The 15428-nt window shown below is 65.0% G+C and carries 15 protein-coding genes; 13 read left to right on the forward strand and 2 right to left on the reverse strand.

Going from position 1 to position 15428, the window contains the following annotated elements; genetic code table 11:
• Positions 1–8: 8 nt before the first annotated feature.
• Genes VEI45_RS22885 through VEI45_RS22895 form a run of 3 tightly spaced genes read left to right on the forward strand, consistent with a single transcriptional unit; the run spans position 9 to position 2278 of the window.
• On the forward strand, positions 9–851 hold the full coding sequence (locus VEI45_RS22885) for an SDR family oxidoreductase (RefSeq protein ID WP_324856809.1): 843 nt from the start codon (positions 9–11) through the stop codon (positions 849–851).
• Entirely contained in the window at positions 848–1858 is a 1011-nt protein-coding gene (locus tag VEI45_RS22890; RefSeq protein WP_324856810.1) for a zinc-dependent alcohol dehydrogenase, read from the forward strand. The genes VEI45_RS22885 and VEI45_RS22890 overlap by 4 nt, the downstream gene beginning before the upstream one ends.
• Before the next feature lie 45 nt (positions 1859–1903).
• The gene (locus VEI45_RS22895; protein ID WP_324856811.1) at positions 1904–2278 is read left to right on the forward strand and encodes a limonene-1,2-epoxide hydrolase family protein; all 375 of its coding nucleotides are present in this window, start codon (positions 1904–1906) and stop codon (positions 2276–2278) included.
• An 11-nt stretch (positions 2279–2289) separates the two neighbouring features.
• Here the strand turns inward: VEI45_RS22895 and VEI45_RS22900 are convergent, their stop codons facing one another.
• Positions 2290–3903, reverse strand: coding sequence for an FAD-dependent oxidoreductase (locus tag VEI45_RS22900; RefSeq protein ID WP_324856812.1), 1614 nt, complete (start codon positions 3901–3903; stop codon positions 2290–2292).
• A gap of 26 nt (positions 3904–3929) precedes the next feature.
• The gene (locus VEI45_RS22905; protein ID WP_324856813.1) at positions 3930–4628 is read right to left on the reverse strand and encodes an IclR family transcriptional regulator; all 699 of its coding nucleotides are present in this window, start codon (positions 4626–4628) and stop codon (positions 3930–3932) included.
• Between the two features lie 163 nt (positions 4629–4791).
• On the opposite strand from VEI45_RS22905, the gene VEI45_RS22910 reads away from it, so the two are divergent.
• The 10 genes from VEI45_RS22910 to VEI45_RS22955 form a co-directional block, all read left to right on the forward strand.
• Positions 4792–5655, forward strand: coding sequence for an alpha/beta hydrolase (locus VEI45_RS22910; RefSeq protein ID WP_324856814.1), 864 nt, complete (start codon positions 4792–4794; stop codon positions 5653–5655).
• A complete protein-coding gene (locus VEI45_RS22915; RefSeq protein ID WP_414687568.1) occupies positions 5652–7352 on the forward strand; it encodes a bifunctional 3-(3-hydroxy-phenyl)propionate/3-hydroxycinnamic acid hydroxylase in 1701 nt (566 codons plus the stop codon). Before VEI45_RS22910 ends, VEI45_RS22915 begins: the two co-directional genes overlap by 4 nt.
• Positions 7300–8217 carry a 3-carboxyethylcatechol 2,3-dioxygenase gene (locus VEI45_RS22920; protein WP_324856816.1) on the forward strand — a complete coding sequence of 306 codons (918 nt, stop codon included), beginning with the start codon at positions 7300–7302 and terminating at the stop codon, positions 8215–8217. Before VEI45_RS22915 ends, VEI45_RS22920 begins: the two co-directional genes overlap by 53 nt.
• Positions 8214–9935 (forward strand): FAD-binding protein, encoded by a 1722-nt coding sequence (locus VEI45_RS22925; protein ID WP_324856817.1) that lies wholly within the window; start codon positions 8214–8216, stop codon positions 9933–9935. The genes VEI45_RS22920 and VEI45_RS22925 overlap by 4 nt, the downstream gene beginning before the upstream one ends.
• On the forward strand, positions 9932–11242 hold the full coding sequence (locus tag VEI45_RS22930) for an LLM class flavin-dependent oxidoreductase (protein WP_324856818.1): 1311 nt from the start codon (positions 9932–9934) through the stop codon (positions 11240–11242). The genes VEI45_RS22925 and VEI45_RS22930 overlap by 4 nt, the downstream gene beginning before the upstream one ends.
• A 20-nt stretch (positions 11243–11262) precedes the next feature.
• Positions 11263–12093, forward strand: a complete 831-nt coding sequence (locus VEI45_RS22935; protein ID WP_324856819.1) for a coniferyl-alcohol dehydrogenase — start codon at positions 11263–11265, stop codon at positions 12091–12093.
• The gene (locus tag VEI45_RS22940) at positions 12081–13070 is read left to right on the forward strand and encodes a cyclase family protein (protein WP_324856820.1); all 990 of its coding nucleotides are present in this window, start codon (positions 12081–12083) and stop codon (positions 13068–13070) included. The genes VEI45_RS22935 and VEI45_RS22940 overlap by 13 nt, the downstream gene beginning before the upstream one ends.
• Positions 13071–13208: 138 nt before the next feature.
• Positions 13209–13967: an alpha/beta fold hydrolase gene (locus VEI45_RS22945; RefSeq protein ID WP_324856821.1), complete on the forward strand. Its 759-nt coding sequence runs from the start codon at positions 13209–13211 to the stop codon at positions 13965–13967.
• A 10-nt stretch (positions 13968–13977) separates the two neighbouring features.
• The gene (locus VEI45_RS22950; RefSeq protein ID WP_324856822.1) at positions 13978–14811 is read left to right on the forward strand and encodes an alpha/beta fold hydrolase; all 834 of its coding nucleotides are present in this window, start codon (positions 13978–13980) and stop codon (positions 14809–14811) included.
• Between the two features lie 191 nt (positions 14812–15002).
• A partial coding sequence (locus tag VEI45_RS22955; RefSeq protein WP_324856823.1) for a substrate-binding domain-containing protein occupies positions 15003–15428 on the forward strand: 426 nt, incomplete at its 3' end.

The following is a 15428-nucleotide window of genomic DNA, read 5'->3' on the forward strand; positions in this document are numbered from 1 at the left end:
GCCGATCAATGAGCAACGACGTTTTGGTCATCATCGGTGTCGGCGGGATGGGGCTGTCGATCGCCCGTCGCGTCGGAGCTGGACGAACGATCCTGCTGGCTGACCTGAATGCCGCGGGTCTGAAGACCGCCGCGGATGCACTCGGTAACGACGGGCATCGGGTGCTGACCCGAGAAGTCGACGTCACCTCCCGCGGTTCAGTGGCCGCCGTTGCGGAGATGGCCGGTGAGGCCGGCCGTGTCACGGCTGTTGTTCATACCGCGGGACTTTCGCCGCAACAGGCATCCGCTGAGGCGGTTATGGCGGTCGACCTGCTGGGGGTCGCGCTGACGATCGACGAGTTCGGCCGGGTGATCGAGCCCGGCGGCGCCGCGGTCGTCATCGCCAGCATGGCCGGCCACATGCAGCCAGCGCTTGATCCCGCGGTCGAGCAGCAGCTGGCGACCGCGCCGACCGACGAGCTGCTCGGCCTCGAAGCGTGCTCCAAGATCACCGACAGTCGGATGGCGTACCCATTCGCCAAGCGGGCCAACCAAATCCGGGTTGCCGCCGCAGCCGGATCCTGGGGCGAGCGTGGTGCGCGGATCAATTGCATCAGCCCGGGCGTCATCTCCACCGCGATGGGCCGATTGGAGCTGAGCAGTGAATCCGGCGCACTGATGCGAGCCATGGTCGACAACTCCGGTCTGCGACGTCTTGGGACACCCGAGGACATTGCCGCCGCCACCGAGTTTCTGCTCGGGCCGTCGGCCGCGTTCATTACCGGCACCGACCTGTTGGTCGACGGCGGAGTCGTCGCCGCGATCCAAACCGGCACAATCGATCTCGCCAAGGCACTCGCCGATCGATGAGAGCCTCCATCGTGACGGCGCCGGGAGAGACGCAAATCATCGAGCTACCGAAGCCCACGACTGGTCCCAGCGATGTCTTGGTGAGGATGCGGGCCTGCGGTATCTGCGGGTCGGACGCGTTGTACATCTCGTTGGGCGGCGTGCCGCCGCGGCAGGGCCGGATGCCGCTCGGCCATGAGCCCGCGGGCGAAGTCGTCGAAGTCGGTCGAGACGTCACCGGCATATCCGTGGGCGATCATGTCGTCATCAACCCGATGGCCGCGCCGAGTGGCATCATCGGCAACGGCGGTCCCACCGGTGCGCTCGCCGACTATCTGCTCATCGAGGACGCTGTCCGCGGCAGAAGTCTCGAGGTCGTGCCCGATCACATCCCGTTCGAAGTGGCGGCGCTGAACGAGCCGATGGCTGTTGCGCGACATGGCGTTAACCAGGTGGCGCCGAAACCTTCGGACAAGGTCGTGGTCTTCGGCGCGGGCCCGATCGGACTCGGCGCGACTATCGGATTCAAATCAGCTGGCGTACAACACGTCACAGTGGTCGACTTGATCCAGTCACGGCTGGAAAAAGCCCTCAAAGTGGGAGCCGACGCGGTCATCAACTCCGCCGACGAAGACGTTGCGCAACGCCTGATCGATATCCACGGACCAGGCGAGTCGATGTTCCCGGGCAAGGCAGGCACCGACATCTACCTGGACGCCGCGGGCGCACCCGCGGTGATCAACACCGCCTTGACAGCCGCGAAGACGGGAGCCAAGGTCGCGGTTGTCGCCGTCCACAAAGAACCGGTACCGGTCGACTTTCTCAACATCATGAGCAATGAAGTCACCATCGTCGGGTCGATGGGCTACCCAAAGGAAATCTTCGACGTCACCGAAGACATCATCGCCAACTGGAAACAGTATGCCGTCATCGTCAGCCACACCCTGCCTTTCGACGACGTCGCGGAGGCGCTGCGGATGGCCACCACGCCCGGCGCCGCCGCCAAGGTAGTGGTCACGTTCAGCTGACGACGTGGTCTTGATTTGCTGCTTATCAACGTGTTCCATGAACCCATGACGCGTTCCGCCGATGAGCTGGTAACCGAATTCTGCAAGCTGTGGTCGTCTCCCAACCCGGAGGAGCTGGCCGGCTATTTCACCGAAGACGCCGTCTACCACAACATCCCCATGGAGCCGGTGCAGGGTCGCGAGGCGATCCAGCAATTCATCGCGGGATTCGTGGCCGTCGTCGACGGCATCGACTTCAACGTGCACCGACAGGTCAGCGACGGCACGGTGGTGATGAACGAACGCACCGACGTGATGCGCCGCAAGGACGGCGGAGAAGTTCCGTTGCCGGTGATGGGTGTGTTCGAGGTGCAGAACGACAAGATCGCGACGTGGCGTGACTACTTCGACATGGCAGCCATCACGCAGGCCTTTACCTAGGCGTCAGCTAGCTAATCAACCGGTTTGCCGGTCGCCGCGGAATAGCCAGCGCGGAAGCCGAAAACCATTGCCGGGCCGATGGTTCCGCCGGCGCCGCCGTAGGCGCGGCCGGTTACGCCGCCCATCGCGTTGCCGGCGGCGAACAGACCCGGTATCGGCCCGCCGCTGACATGCATGACCCGTCCGTCGCGGTCGGTCCGCGGCCCGCCTTTGGTTCCCATCGCACCGATCGAGACCGGGACCGCGTAGTAGGGAGCGGTATCGACGGGGCCGAGCGTCTTGCCGGCCGTCGTCGTCGCGCGGTCGTCGCCCCAATAGCCGTCGTATGCGCTTGAGCCACGGCCGAAGTCGGGATCCGATCCAGCGAGGACGTCGCGGTTCCAGTCCTCGATCGTGCGGTTGAGTCCGTCGGGGTCAATGCCGGTTTTGGCGGCCAATTCGGTCAGATCGGCCGACGGGCAGAACCAGTCCGGTACCGGCTCATCCGGCTCAACGCCGAGGAATCCGTAGTGCTTGTGGTGAATCGAGTCGAACACGATCCACGCCGGGTCGTTGACGTAGCCGTCTCGTGGGTCGAGGTAGTGGAAGGCGCCGGCCATCGAGTTGTAATCGCAGGCCTCGTTGACGAACCGTTTCCCGGCCCGGTTGACGATGATGCTGCGCGGGCGCGTTCGCTCCAGGCGCACGCTGCGGCTGCGTGGTTTCCCGTCGATCGTGTCGCCCGGGATCTGCACGATCGGCACCCACCACGCTTCGCCCATGTTGGCCAGGTCGGCGCCGTGAGCCATCGCCATGCGCAATCCGTCGCCGGTGTTGCTGGGCGGCGAGACGGCGCCGTGCATCGGTCCGCGCAGAAAAGCGTTCACCAACCCGGGATCCCATTCGAAGCCGCCGGTGCCGAGGACGACGCCGTGACGTGCACGCACGGCCAGCTCCTGGCCGGCGCAGCTGACCCGGACCCCGACGATCTCTCCGTTTTCGGTATAAAGCTCGTCGGCCCGGGCATTCGTTGTAGGGGTCACGCCGGAGTCCAGCAATCCCTTGAGCAGACCGGCAATCAGCGCAGTGCCTGCCACACACAGGTCTGTTGTGCTCTCATCGACCGCCGCGTGCAGCCTCGCCCGGGTCTCAGCGTCGAAACCGACGTTGGACCAGTCCGCGGGGAACGACGTGATCCGATCCCGCCACTCGCCCAGCCGGGCGAGATCGAAAGGAGCAGCGGTCAGCGATCGTCCGCCGCCCGGGCGGCCGCCCGGCAACTCGGGTTTGTAATCCGGGAAACCATGCGCGATTTCGAAATGCAAACCGCTGTGCGCCTCCACGAAGTCGAGCATGGCCGGCCCGGTTCGCACAAACGTCTCGACCAGCGCCGCGTCCATCGAGCCGAATGACTGCGCGTCGAGATACCTCAGCGCGTCATCCACTGTCAACTCGCCGTCGGGCGAACGATTATGCGCGGGAATCCACACCACGCCGCCCGAAACGGCGGTGGTGCCACCGACGGTCGCGGCTTTCTCGTAGACCGCCACCGAAGCGCCGTTGGCGGCCGCGGTCAATGCGGCGGTGAGTGCGGCGCCGCCGCTGCCAAGTACGACGACGTCGACTTCGTGGTCCCAAGACGGCATAAGCACGTTTTCCTTCCTGCTCGAGGTCAGCTGAGGATCGCCGATAATTCCTTGGCTGCTTTGATGACTGCGTCCTTGCCTCGCATCACCACATCTTCCCGGTGCGAAATCAGGTTGATACACGTCGGCGGCGACGGTGGCAGGCGGTGCACGGGGACGGCCAGGCCGTAGGTGTTCGGTTCGATCTCACCGTGGGTGATCACCCACTGTTGCTCGCGGGCGCGACCGACGAGATCGCGTTCTTCCAGGCGCGGGGGCATGCTCGCCAGCAGTGCGATGCCCGCGGCTCCCCGGTCCAGCGGGTATCGGCTGCCCTCGTGGAAGGCGAGCTGGTAGGCGACCTGGGTGGGGACGATCACCGCGACGGCAACCTGCTGGTCGCCCTCGGCGACGAGCAGCGAGACCGTGGTGCCGAGATCGTCGGCCAGGGCGCGCAGGGTCGGCAGACTCAACTGGCGCACATTGCGATCGAACGACGCACCGAGAACCGCCAGGCCCGCGGCCGGCCGGTAGCGCCCGTCGTCGCCCTTGGCGACGAACCGGAACTGAGAAAGCGTGGCGAGCAAACGGTAGGCGATCGTCCGATGCACGCCGACGCCGTCGGCGACCTGTTGCACGGTCAGCCCCGATGGCGCATCGGCCACCAGCTGTAGCGCATTGAGCCCCCGGGCCAGCGTTTGGGAACCGGGCGCGGTCGCGGGCTGGGTGCTCGGGGTCTCCGGCATGTCAGCGCACCGAAACCAGACGAGCCGACGGGACCTGCGCCCTCCTTGACAGACCACCGCCGGAGAGTGATGCTCTATACATAGTGCACATTAGTGTGCGATTTTAGCACACACGGTCGACGCAAAACGAGAACAAAATTTCCCAGCAGCGCGAGAGGAACGAGTGGCCGAGCACGAGAGCGTGTGGAGTGATCTGCAGGGTGTCCCGTTCGCGCAGGGCTACCTCGACGCCGGTGGCGTGCGAACCCGCTACCTCCGTGCCGGCGACCCGGCCAAGCCGGTGCTCATCTTGTTGCACGGGTCGGGTGGCCACGCCGAGGCGTATGTCCGCAATCTGGACGCGCACGCCGAGCATTTCTGGACCTGGTCGATCGACATGCTGGGTCACGGCTACACCGACAAGCCCGGCCATCCGCTGGAGGTCGACCATTATGTCGAGCACCTGATGGCGGTCCTGGACGCCATCGGCGCCGAGCGTGCCAGCCTGTCCGGTGAATCGCTCGGCGGCTGGGTGGCCGCCCGCGCCGCCGTCGACCATCCCGACAAGGTCGACCGGTTGGTCCTCAACACCGCGGGCGGCTCGCAGGCCGATCCCGAGGTGATGCGACGGATCATCACACTGTCCATGGCCGCCGCGGAGAATCCCACCTGGGAAACCGTGCAAGCGCGGATCAAATGGTTGATGGCCGACAAATCCAAGGACTACGACGATCTGGTCGCCAGCCGGCAGCGGGTGTACCGCCAGCCGGGCTTCGTCGCGGCGATGCGCGACATCATGGCCTTGCAGGATCCCGAGATCCGGGCCCGCAACATCTTGGGCCCGGCGGAGTACGGGGCCATCACCGCGCCCACCCTGGTGTTGTGGACCAGCGACGACCCGACCGCCGATGTCGCCGAGGGCCGCCGTATCGCGTCGATGATCCCCGGCGCGCGGTTCGAGGTGATGCCCGGATGCGGTCACTGGCCGCAGTACGAGGACGCCAAGACCTTCAATCGCCTGCATCTCGACTTCCTGCTGGGGCGCTGACTGTGGTCCGTAACCAAGAGGTCCGAGACGTCGACGTTGTCGTGGTCGGCGCCGGCCCGGTCGGTTTGACCCTGGCCAATATCCTTGGCCTGCAAGGTGTACGCACCCTGGTGGTCGACGAGCGCGCAACGCTGATTGACTATCCCCGCGGTGTGGGGCTCGATGACGAGTCGCTGCGCACCTTCCAGGCGATCGGTCTGGTCGATCGCATCCTGCCCCACACGGTGCCCAATCAGATCCTGCGATTCGTCGACGCCAAACGTCGGGTGCTTGCCGAAATGGCACCGCCCGACGCGCGTTTCGGCTGGCCCAAACGCAACGGGTTCGTGCAGCCGCTGGTCGATGCCGAGTTACTCAGCGGCTTAGACAGATTCGAGCACGTCGACGTGTGGTGGGGCCGTCCCATGACGTCATGCACCGAAACCGCCGACGGGGTGACCGTCGAACTCGACGGCGAGGGTGGGCGAAAGAACCTGCGGGCGCGTTACGTGGTCGGATGCGACGGAGGGCGGAGCACCACTCGGCGGCTGATGGGCGTGTCCTTCGACGGCACCACCTCACCGACGCGCTGGCTGGTCGTCGACGTCGCCAACGATCCACTGGGACATCCCAACAGCGAGGTCGGTGCCGATCCGCAGCGTCCCTACGCGTCGATCTCGATCGCACACGGGATTCGCCGCTTCGAGTTCATGATTCACGCCGACGAGACCGACGAGCAGGCCGAGGATCCGGCCTTTCTTGCGCGCATGCTTGCGTACTTCGTCCCCCACCCCGACCGAGTCGACGTGATCCGGCACCGGGTCTACACCCATCACTCACGGATCGCCGGGGCGTTTCGGCGGGGTCGCCTCCTGCTCGCCGGAGACGCCGCCCACCTGATGCCGGTCTGGCAGGGCCAGGGCTACAACAGCGGTATCCGAGACGCGGCGAATCTGGGTTGGAAGCTTGCCGCGGTGGTGACCGGATACGCCGAGGATGCATTGCTCGACACCTACGACGTGGAACGCCGCAAGCATGCGCGGGCGATGATCGACCTGTCGACAATGGTGGGCCGGGTCATCTCTCCGACCAACCGGCGGGTCGCCGCGGCCCGCGATCTTCTGGTGCGGTCAGCGTCAATTGTCCCTTCGCTCAAGCGGTATGTGCTGGAGATGCGGTTCAAGCCGATGCCGCGATACGAGCAGGGCGCCGTCGTGCACTCCGAGCCGCGCAGCGCCGACTCGCCGGTCGGCACCTTATTTGTGCAACCCCGTGTGGACACCCGCGAGCACCAGGACGTCCTGCTCGACGACGTCCTGGGCGGATGGTTCGCGGTACTGTGCTGGAACAACAACCCGCGTGAAATCTTGTGCGCCACAGCGTTTGCGAACTGGAAGGCGCTGGGTGCGAAGTTTGTGGCGGCACGGCCGCTGAGTCAGCTGCACTGGACCGGACACGACGATCCGGACGTTCTGGTCGTCGGCGACCGCGGCGGCGAGCTGAAAGCCTGGTTCGACACCCACAAAGAATCCGTGTTGTTTCTGCGCCCAGACCGTTGCATCGCGGGCGCCTGTATCGCTCAACTCGCACCCGAGCTGAGTGCCTCGCTCTTCGACGTCCTCACCTTGACACCGGGAGGAAACCGTGCCACTAGCCCTGTGCTGTATGTCCCACAGCCCGCTACTGAATCTGCCCGGGCCGGCGCAGGACCTCCTTGACGACATCGATGCGGCGCTTGTGCGGGCAAGGGAATTCGTCGAAGCCTTCGACCCGGAGCTCGTCGTCATCTTCGCCCCGGATCACTACAACGGCTTCTTCTACAAGCTGATGCCACCGTTCTGCATCGGTGCACACGCGCAGGGCGTCGGCGACTACGGCACCTACGCCGGGCCGCTCGACGTGCCCGAGGCGCTCGCGGTCGCATGCGGGAAGGCGGTCCTGTCCGCGGGCGTCGACATCGCGATATCGGCGCACATGGACGTCGACCACGGGACCGTCCAACCGCTGGAGAAATTGTTCGGCGACGCCAGGGCGCGCGCAGTGATACCGATCTTCATCAACTCGGTCGCGACCCCGCTGGGGCCGCTGCATCGTTGTCGGACGCTCGGCACCGCGGTCGGTCGCTATCTGGCCACTCTGAACAAGCGGGTCCTGGTAGTGGGATCCGGTGGGCTGTCCCATGATCCACCGGTTCCGACGCTGGCAACGGGGACGCCGGCGGTCGTGGAACGAATTGTGCACGGCCGGCCGATGACCCCCGAACAGCGGCTCGCGCGGCAGGCGGCGGTAATGGACGCGGCCAAGAGCTTCGCCGGCGGAGGGAGCGAACTTCAGCCCCTCAATCCGGCGTGGGATCACCAATTCCTCGAGATCCTCGACGGCGGGCAACTCGACGAGCTGGACAAGTGGTCCAACTCGTTCATCGCTCAGAAGGGCGGCAACTCCGCTCATGAGATCCGCACCTGGGTCGCCGCCTTCGCGGCGCTGGCGTCCACTGGGCCATATCAGACCGCGGCGCGCTATTACCGGCCAGCCGCCGAGCTGATCGTCGGCTTCGCCGTCAGAACGGCCGTGCCGACATGAGCCACCAAGTCGACGTACTGGTCATCGGTTCTGGAGGCGGCGGGATGACGGCGGCGTTGGCCGCCCACGCCTCCGGCTTGGAGACGCTAGTCGTCGAAAAGTCGAGTCACTTCGGCGGTTCCACCGCGCTGTCGGGAGGCGGCATTTGGGTACCGGGAGCGCCGGCGCAACGCCGAGCAGGCTACGCGCCTTCGCCGGACGGCATCGTCGACTACATGCGCCGGATAACCGAGGGCTTGGTCAGCGATGCGCGCATCGAGCAGTACGTCGACTCAGCACCGGAGATGATGGAGTTCCTTGAACAGCTCAGCCCGTGGTTCGAGTTCGTATGGAAGCCCGGCTATGCGGACTACTACCCGGAATTGCCGGGCGGTTCCGAGCTAGGCAGCACGATCAATGTTCCCCCGATCGATTTGCGCACGTTGGCGGAAGAGGAACAGCATCTGCTTGCGCCCTTGGCATTGGCGCCTCGGGGAATCTGGCTGGGGCCCAAGGAGCTTCGGTCGTTCTACCAAGTTCGCCAGTCATGGGTCGGCAAGGTCGTCCTAATGAAGCTGGTGTGGCGGATGATCCGGGCACACGTCTTCGGGGATCGGATCGCGGCGATCGGCCAGTCGCTGGCCGCGCGGCTCCGGCTGGCGATGAAGGACCGCGGTATCCCGCTGTGGCTGGACTCACCGATGACGGAACTGCTCACCGACGACGACGGGTCGGTCGCCGGCGCGACTGTCGTGAAAGACGGCACACCGCTGCGGGTCTACGCCAGACGTGGGGTCATCCTGGCCACCGGCGGATTCGACCACGACCTCGCGTGGCGCAAAGAGCACCAGCCGACCGTGGAACAGGATTGGAGCTTCGGCAACCCCGCGGCCACCGGCGACGGCATCCGCGCCGGCCAGAAAGTCGGCGCCGCCGCCGACCTGCTCGATGAGGCCTGGTGGTTCCCGGGCATCCAATGGCCGGATGGCCGAATGCAGTTCATGCTCAACGAGCGCATGATGCCGTCGCAGTTCATCGTCAACGGCGAAGGAAAGCGCTTCATCAACGAGGCAGCTCCCTACATGGACTTCGGCCACGCCATGATCAAGGGTCAGAAATCCGGTGTCACCCACATCCCGTGCTGGCTCATCACCGACCATCGGTCCTTCAATCGCTATGTCGTCGCCGGACATCTTCCGCTACCGAAGATTCCGGGCGCCCCGGTACCCACTGGGCGGAAGATCCCCGTCGCGTGGCTGGAGTCGGGAGTAGTCAAAGCGGCGAAGAGCTGGGATGAACTCGCAACCAAGATCGGGGTGCCGGCCGGCCAGCTTCGCGGTACCGCCGCACGTTTCAACGAGCTGGCCCGCAGCGGCCACGACGACGACTTCAACAGAGGTGACAGCGTTTACGACAATTACTACGGAGATCCCACCCTGCCCAACCCCAACCTGTATCCGCTTGGCAAGCCGCCCTACTACGCCTTTCAAGTCGTTCTCGGCGACCTGGGCACATCAGGTGGTCTGCGCACGGATGAATACGCCCGGGTGCTGCGCACCGACGGCACCGTCGTACCCGGCCTCTATGCCGTGGGGAACACCTCGGCAGCGGTGATGGGACGCAGCTACGCCGGGGCCGGCGCGACCATCGGGCCGGCGATGACCTTCGGCTACGTCGCGGCCAAGCACCTAGTCAGTGAAAACTTCATTCGCTCAATTATTTCAGGAGGTACCAGTTGAAAATCTCGTTGTTCTACGAATTCGCCCTACCCCGGCCCTGGCAGCCGGACGACGAGCACGTCCTGCTGAAGGACTGCCTCGACGAGGTCGAGGTGGCCGACAAGGCCGGCTTCTCTACCGTCTGGCTGACCGAACACCACTTCCTGGAGGAGTACTGTCACTCCACCGCGCCGGAGATGTTCCTGGCCGGGGCCAGTCAGCGGACCAAGAACATCCGGCTGGGATTCGGCATCATGCACCTTCCGCCGGCCGTCAACCATCCGGCCCGGGTCGCCGAACGCATTGCCACCCTTGACCTCATCTCGGATGGACGGGTCGAGTTCGGCACCGGTGAATCCTCGTCCATCGGTGAGCTGGGCGGCTTCGGCATCGACCCCGCCGACAAGCGGGCCCAGTGGGAAGAGGCGCTGGAGGTCGCGATCCGCTGCATGATCGAGGAACCTTTCGCCGGGTTCAAGGGCGAGCACATCGAGATGCCGGCCCGCAACGTGATCCCCAAGCCGCTGCAAAAGCCGCATCCGCCAGTGTGGGTTGCCTGCACCCGGCCGGCGTCGGTGCAGATGGCGGCTCAGAAATGCATCGGGGCACTGAGTTTCGCGTACACCGGCCCCGGCCCGCTCACCGAGCGGGTGAACGGCTACTACAAGGAGCTCGAGGAAAGCGGCGTGCCGATCACCCCGCAGATCAACCCGAACATCCTTGCCATCGGTGGCGATTTGTCGATGATGGTGGCCAAGACTGACAAGCAGGCACTCGAGCGCCTCGGGATGGGCGGCGGGTTCTTCTCATTCGGGATCATGCACTACTACATGACCGGTATCCACACGCCCGGACGAACAGGAGTGTGGAAGCGCTATCTCGAAGAATGCGAGAAGGACCCGACGCTGGCCTACGGTCCCGGTCGCGGCGCCATCGGGTCGCCGGCCACCGTCCGCGAGTTCCTCCGCGGTTACGAGGAGAGCGGCGTTGACGAGATCATCTTGCTGCTCAACCCGCGCAGCCACGAAGGCACCATGGAATCCATCGAGCTGATGGGTAAAGAGGTGCTGCCGGAGTTCATCGAGCGCGACGCAAAGGCAGTGGCGGACAAGGCCAAGCGGTTGGCGCCGGTGATCGAGAAGATCGAGGCGCGTCGGCCGGAGTCGACCGCTCCGAAGTTCGACGAGGGTTACTCATTCGGCGGCTTGCCCACCGGTCGCGGAGGAAAGTTCACCGCGACCGAGATCCCCGAAGCCATGGCGGAAATCAACGAAGGTCGCGTCCAGGCGGCGCAACGTGCCAAAGAGCAGAAAGCGCAGCAGTCGTGATAGCGGAAGTCGCTTGACAATTGGGACAGATCGAAGAGCTGTGGCGTTACGACGGTCGCCGTGCTGTGGTGACCGGGTGTGCGTCGGGCATCGGGGCCGATGTCGTCAGGCAGCTCACCGATCTTGGGGCCGACGTCGTTGGGTTGGATAAACATCCGCCGAGCACCGACATCGCGGAGTTTCATTCCCTCGACTTAACCGACCCGGGGTCCATCGACCGCGCAGTCGCGTCGATCAGCCGCGACATCGACGCGCTGTTCAACATCGCCGGTGTCTCCTCTGGCGTCGGCGATCCGTTGCTCGTCGTCACGATCAACTTCCTCGGCCTACGGCATGTCACCGAGGCGGTGCTGGCGAAGATGCCGGCCGGATCGTCGATCGTGAGTGTCTCCTCGCTCGCGGCGGCCGGGTACCGGGAGCATCAGCAGGTCGTCGGCGGGCTGCTGAACACCCGCACGATGTCCGAGGGAATCGAGTGGTGTCAGCGCCATCCGGATGCGCTGGCCGACGGGGGCTATCGGTTGTCCAAAGAAGCGATCATCCTGTACACCATGAGAAATACCGCTGTCCTCGGTGCTCGAGGTATTCGCATCAACTGCACCGGACCAGGCGTCACCGAGACCCCGATTCTTGATCAGGTGCGCGCTGCCTACGGCCAGCGGTACCTGGATGACATCCCCAAACCGTTGGGCCGGGTCGCTGACCCGGCCGAGCAGGCGGCGGTTCTGGTGTTCTTGAATAGCCGAGCCGCCAGCTACATCTCGGGCCAAGTCCTCTGGGTCGACGGCGGCAATATCGGCGCCGCAGTCGCGCGGGAACTCGAGGAGGGGCGCGCACTGTGGCCCGTCTGACCGATTTTCGCCGCGTCGCGCGCGATGTCTGTAACTGGGGACGCTGGGGCGACGACGACGAACTGGGCACGCTCAACTTCATCTCCGCGGACAAGGTTGCCCAAGCGGCCAGTCTGGTCAAGCACGGCAAGGTGTTTCCGCTCGGTGTGGACTTCGGGTCGTCGGGTCCGCAGGGTGCGTTCAAGTTCCGGCACAATCCGATGCACGTGATGACGGTGGACGGCGGCGACGTGAACACGTTGGCCCGTTACGGGCCGGAATGGGCCCGTAACCCCGGGGCGGCGGAACTCGGTAAATACTTCCAGGACAATCCGTTCCGCTTCAACGACGACATGATCATCATGCCGCTGCAGGCGGCCACCCAGTGGGATGCCCTCTCGCATGTCTACTACGACGACCAGCTCTACAACGGGTTTCCGGCTGACTCGGTGACCAGCCTCGGTGCATTCCGATGCGGCATCGACAAAGTCGACGGCAAGGGCATCGCGTCGCGTGGCGTGCTGCTGGACCTCGTTCGGCATCGCGGTGTGGAGACTTTTCTTGAGCTCGGCAATCCGATTACCCCGGCCGAGCTCGACGACGTCGCCCGATCGCAGGGCGTCACGGTGGGGCGCGGTGACATCGTGTTGATCCGAACAGGCTGGTGGGCAAGGTTTCTGGACACCGGAAACGGGGGCGAACCCGGCTCGGGATTGGACTGGCGGTGTGCCTCTTGGCTTCATGACCACGACATCGCGGCGGTGGCCGCGGACAATCTGATGGTCGAAGACCCGGTATCCGGGGTCGAGGGAACGTTCTTGCCCATGCACATGCTGTGCCTGCGGGACATGGGGCTGATGCTTGGCGAATACTGGGATCTCACCGCGTTGGCGGCCGACTGTGCGGCTGATGGCGTGTACGAGTTTCAGCTCATCGCCCCGCCGTTGAGAATCGTTGGTGCGGTGGGCTCTCCAGTGAATCCCATCGCGATCAAGTAAGGAGGGCACGGTCGATGTTGACGGAAGGCCCGGAAAGCCAAGGGCCGCTAGTGGTCGGTCTGGGCGGCACTCTGGCGTCGCAGTTGGTGACGTTCGCGCGATCAGGTCCGGGCCAGGTCGGCGGGTAGGGAAAGAACTATGCGGTTTGTGCTGGTGCACGGCGGGTTTCACGCCGCATGGTGCTGGAGCCGCACGATTCCCGAGCTTGAGCGGCTCGGCCACACCGCGTTGGCGGTCGACCTGCCCGGTCACGGCGACCGGGTCGCAGAGGAGTCGACCCTCGACAACCGCCGGGAGGCCATCGTCTCGGTGCTGCAGCCCGGTGATGTCCTGGTCGGACATTCTGGCGGCGGGTTCGATGCGACGCTCGCCGCTGACGCCGCGACAGATCGGGTCAGCCACATTGTCTATTTGGCCGCGGCGCTGCCGCGCGAAGGCCGTAGCTACCCCGAGGCGATGACGATGCGCAACTCCGAGGACGGTGAGTTCGACGGTGACGCCGGAAAGATGCTGGGCTACTTGCATTTCGCCGAGGACGGCGCGATGACCTTCGCTGATCTGCGAGGTGCGTGGGAGTACTTTTGGCACGACTGCGACGAGCAGACCGCCCGCTGGGCGTTCGAGCGGCTTGGCCCGGAACGCTTCGGCGAAACCACGGTGGCGCCGGTGTCTATCCCGCGGTTTTGGCAGGCCGATCTGCCCCGCAGCTTCATCCGCTGTTTGCAGGACCGCTCGATGCCCAGTTGGCTGGCGGATGTGGTGGCGCAGCGACTCGGCGTCGAGCAGTTGACCATCGACACGTCGCACTGTCCCTTCCTGAGTCGGCCGCGGGAGCTGGCCGCACTGCTGGTGCACGCGACGACTACCAAACCCATCGGCCCGCTTGACCCGAACTGAGGTGCTCGCCTTGCAGATTCGACGCAGAACCGTCGTCGTCGACGGATTGGTCACCAGCTACCTGGAAGCCGGTAATGGCGACCCGGTGATCCTGCTGCACGGCGGCGAATTCGGCGTCAGCGCCGAAATCGGCTGGGAGCGAACGATACCTGCACTTGCTGAGCGGTATCGAGTGTTGGCACCCGACATGTTGGGCTTCGGGCAGTCGGCCAAAGTCATCGACTTCAACGATGGGCGGGGGATGCGGATACGGCATATCGCCCGGTTCTGCGACGAGCTCGGCATTGACTCCGCACATTTCGTCGGCAATTCGATGGGCGCCATCAACTTGCTCACCGATGCCACGTCGGATTCGCCGGCGCTACCGATGCGCAGCTTGGTGGCCATTTGTGGCGGTGGCGAAATCCAGCGCAACCAGCACATGGAGGCGCTCTACGACTACGACGCGACCGTGCCGGCGATGCGCCGTATCGTCGAGGCGCTCTTCCACGACCCGTCGTATCCGGCCGACGACGACTACATCCAGCGTCGTTACGAGTCCAGCATTGCTCCCGGTGCGTGGGAGGCGCTCGCGGCCGCCCGTTTCCGGCGGCCCGGGGCTGCGCCGCCACCGCCTCCGTCGAGCAAACGCGCCTACGAGCGGGTCTTGATTCCTACGCTTGTGGTCGAGGGCGGGTGCGACAAGCTCCTTCCGCCGGGCTGGGCGAAAGAGATCGCCGACCAGATTCGCGGGGGGCGGTCAGCCGTGGTCGAGGCTGCCGGGCACTGCCCACAGATCGAGCAGTCGGCAATCGTCAACGAGCTGCTGCTGGCCTTCCTGGTAGAGGCCAACCGAGCCACCTGAGCTGCGCCGATGATGCTGCGGCAAAGCTGCGGTCGCGTCTAAGCAGGCAGATTCCTCGCAGGACACACAAAGCCAGCACAAAGCTGTCGTCAAAGATTCATTCATGTTTAGAGGGTTCTCTGTTGACGGTAAGCTCATCGTCCTGTTGCCGGGCGGCGACTCGTCTCCAGCGACGGATTAAAAGGAGCGTAGTGAAGGTCAACCGGTGCGCCGTCGCGGTGAGCCTGCTGGTCGTCGGCGCGCTGCTGTTGTCGGCATGCGGTAGCAAAAACAGCACCTCATCGTCGCCGTCTGGTTCCAATCCGCCGTCGATAGCCGTGGACTGCGGCGGTAAGAAGAAACTCCTCGCCAGCGGTTCGACTGCGCAGGAGAACGCGATCGAGCAATTTGTTTACGCCTATATCCGGGCGTGCCCGGGTTACACGCTGGACTACAACGCAAATGGCTCGGGCGCCGGGGTGGATCAGTTCCTCAATAACGAAACCGATCTGGCGGGCTCCGACAAGCCGTTGGATCCCGGCAAAGGCGAACCCGACCATGCGCAAGAGCGCTGCGGCTCGCCCGCGTGGGACCTTCCGGCGGTGTTCGGCCCGATAGCGGTCACTTACAACGTCGTC

The organism is Mycobacterium sp. (genome assembly GCF_035623875.1).
Lineage (GTDB): Bacteria > Actinomycetota > Actinomycetes > Mycobacteriales > Mycobacteriaceae > Mycobacterium.

Bases quoted from the DNA above. Each gene is read 5' to 3' on its own strand.
- VEI45_RS22945 (WP_324856821.1), top strand. From the start codon at position 13,209: ATGCGGTTTGTGCTGGTGCACGGCGGGTTTCACGCCGCATGGTGCTGG.
- VEI45_RS22900 (WP_324856812.1), bottom strand. From the start codon at position 3,903: ATGCCGTCTTGGGACCACGAAGTCGACGTCGTCGTACTTGGCAGCGGC.
- VEI45_RS22905 (WP_324856813.1), bottom strand. From the start codon at position 4,628: ATGCCGGAGACCCCGAGCACCCAGCCCGCGACCGCGCCCGGTTCCCAA.
- VEI45_RS22890 (WP_324856810.1), top strand. From the start codon at position 848: ATGAGAGCCTCCATCGTGACGGCGCCGGGAGAGACGCAAATCATCGAG.
- VEI45_RS22885 (WP_324856809.1), top strand. From the start codon at position 9: ATGAGCAACGACGTTTTGGTCATCATCGGTGTCGGCGGGATGGGGCTG.
- VEI45_RS22925 (WP_324856817.1), top strand. From the start codon at position 8,214: ATGAGCCACCAAGTCGACGTACTGGTCATCGGTTCTGGAGGCGGCGGG.
- VEI45_RS22895 (WP_324856811.1), top strand. From the start codon at position 1,904: ATGACGCGTTCCGCCGATGAGCTGGTAACCGAATTCTGCAAGCTGTGG.
- VEI45_RS22920 (WP_324856816.1), top strand. From the start codon at position 7,300: ATGTCCCACAGCCCGCTACTGAATCTGCCCGGGCCGGCGCAGGACCTC.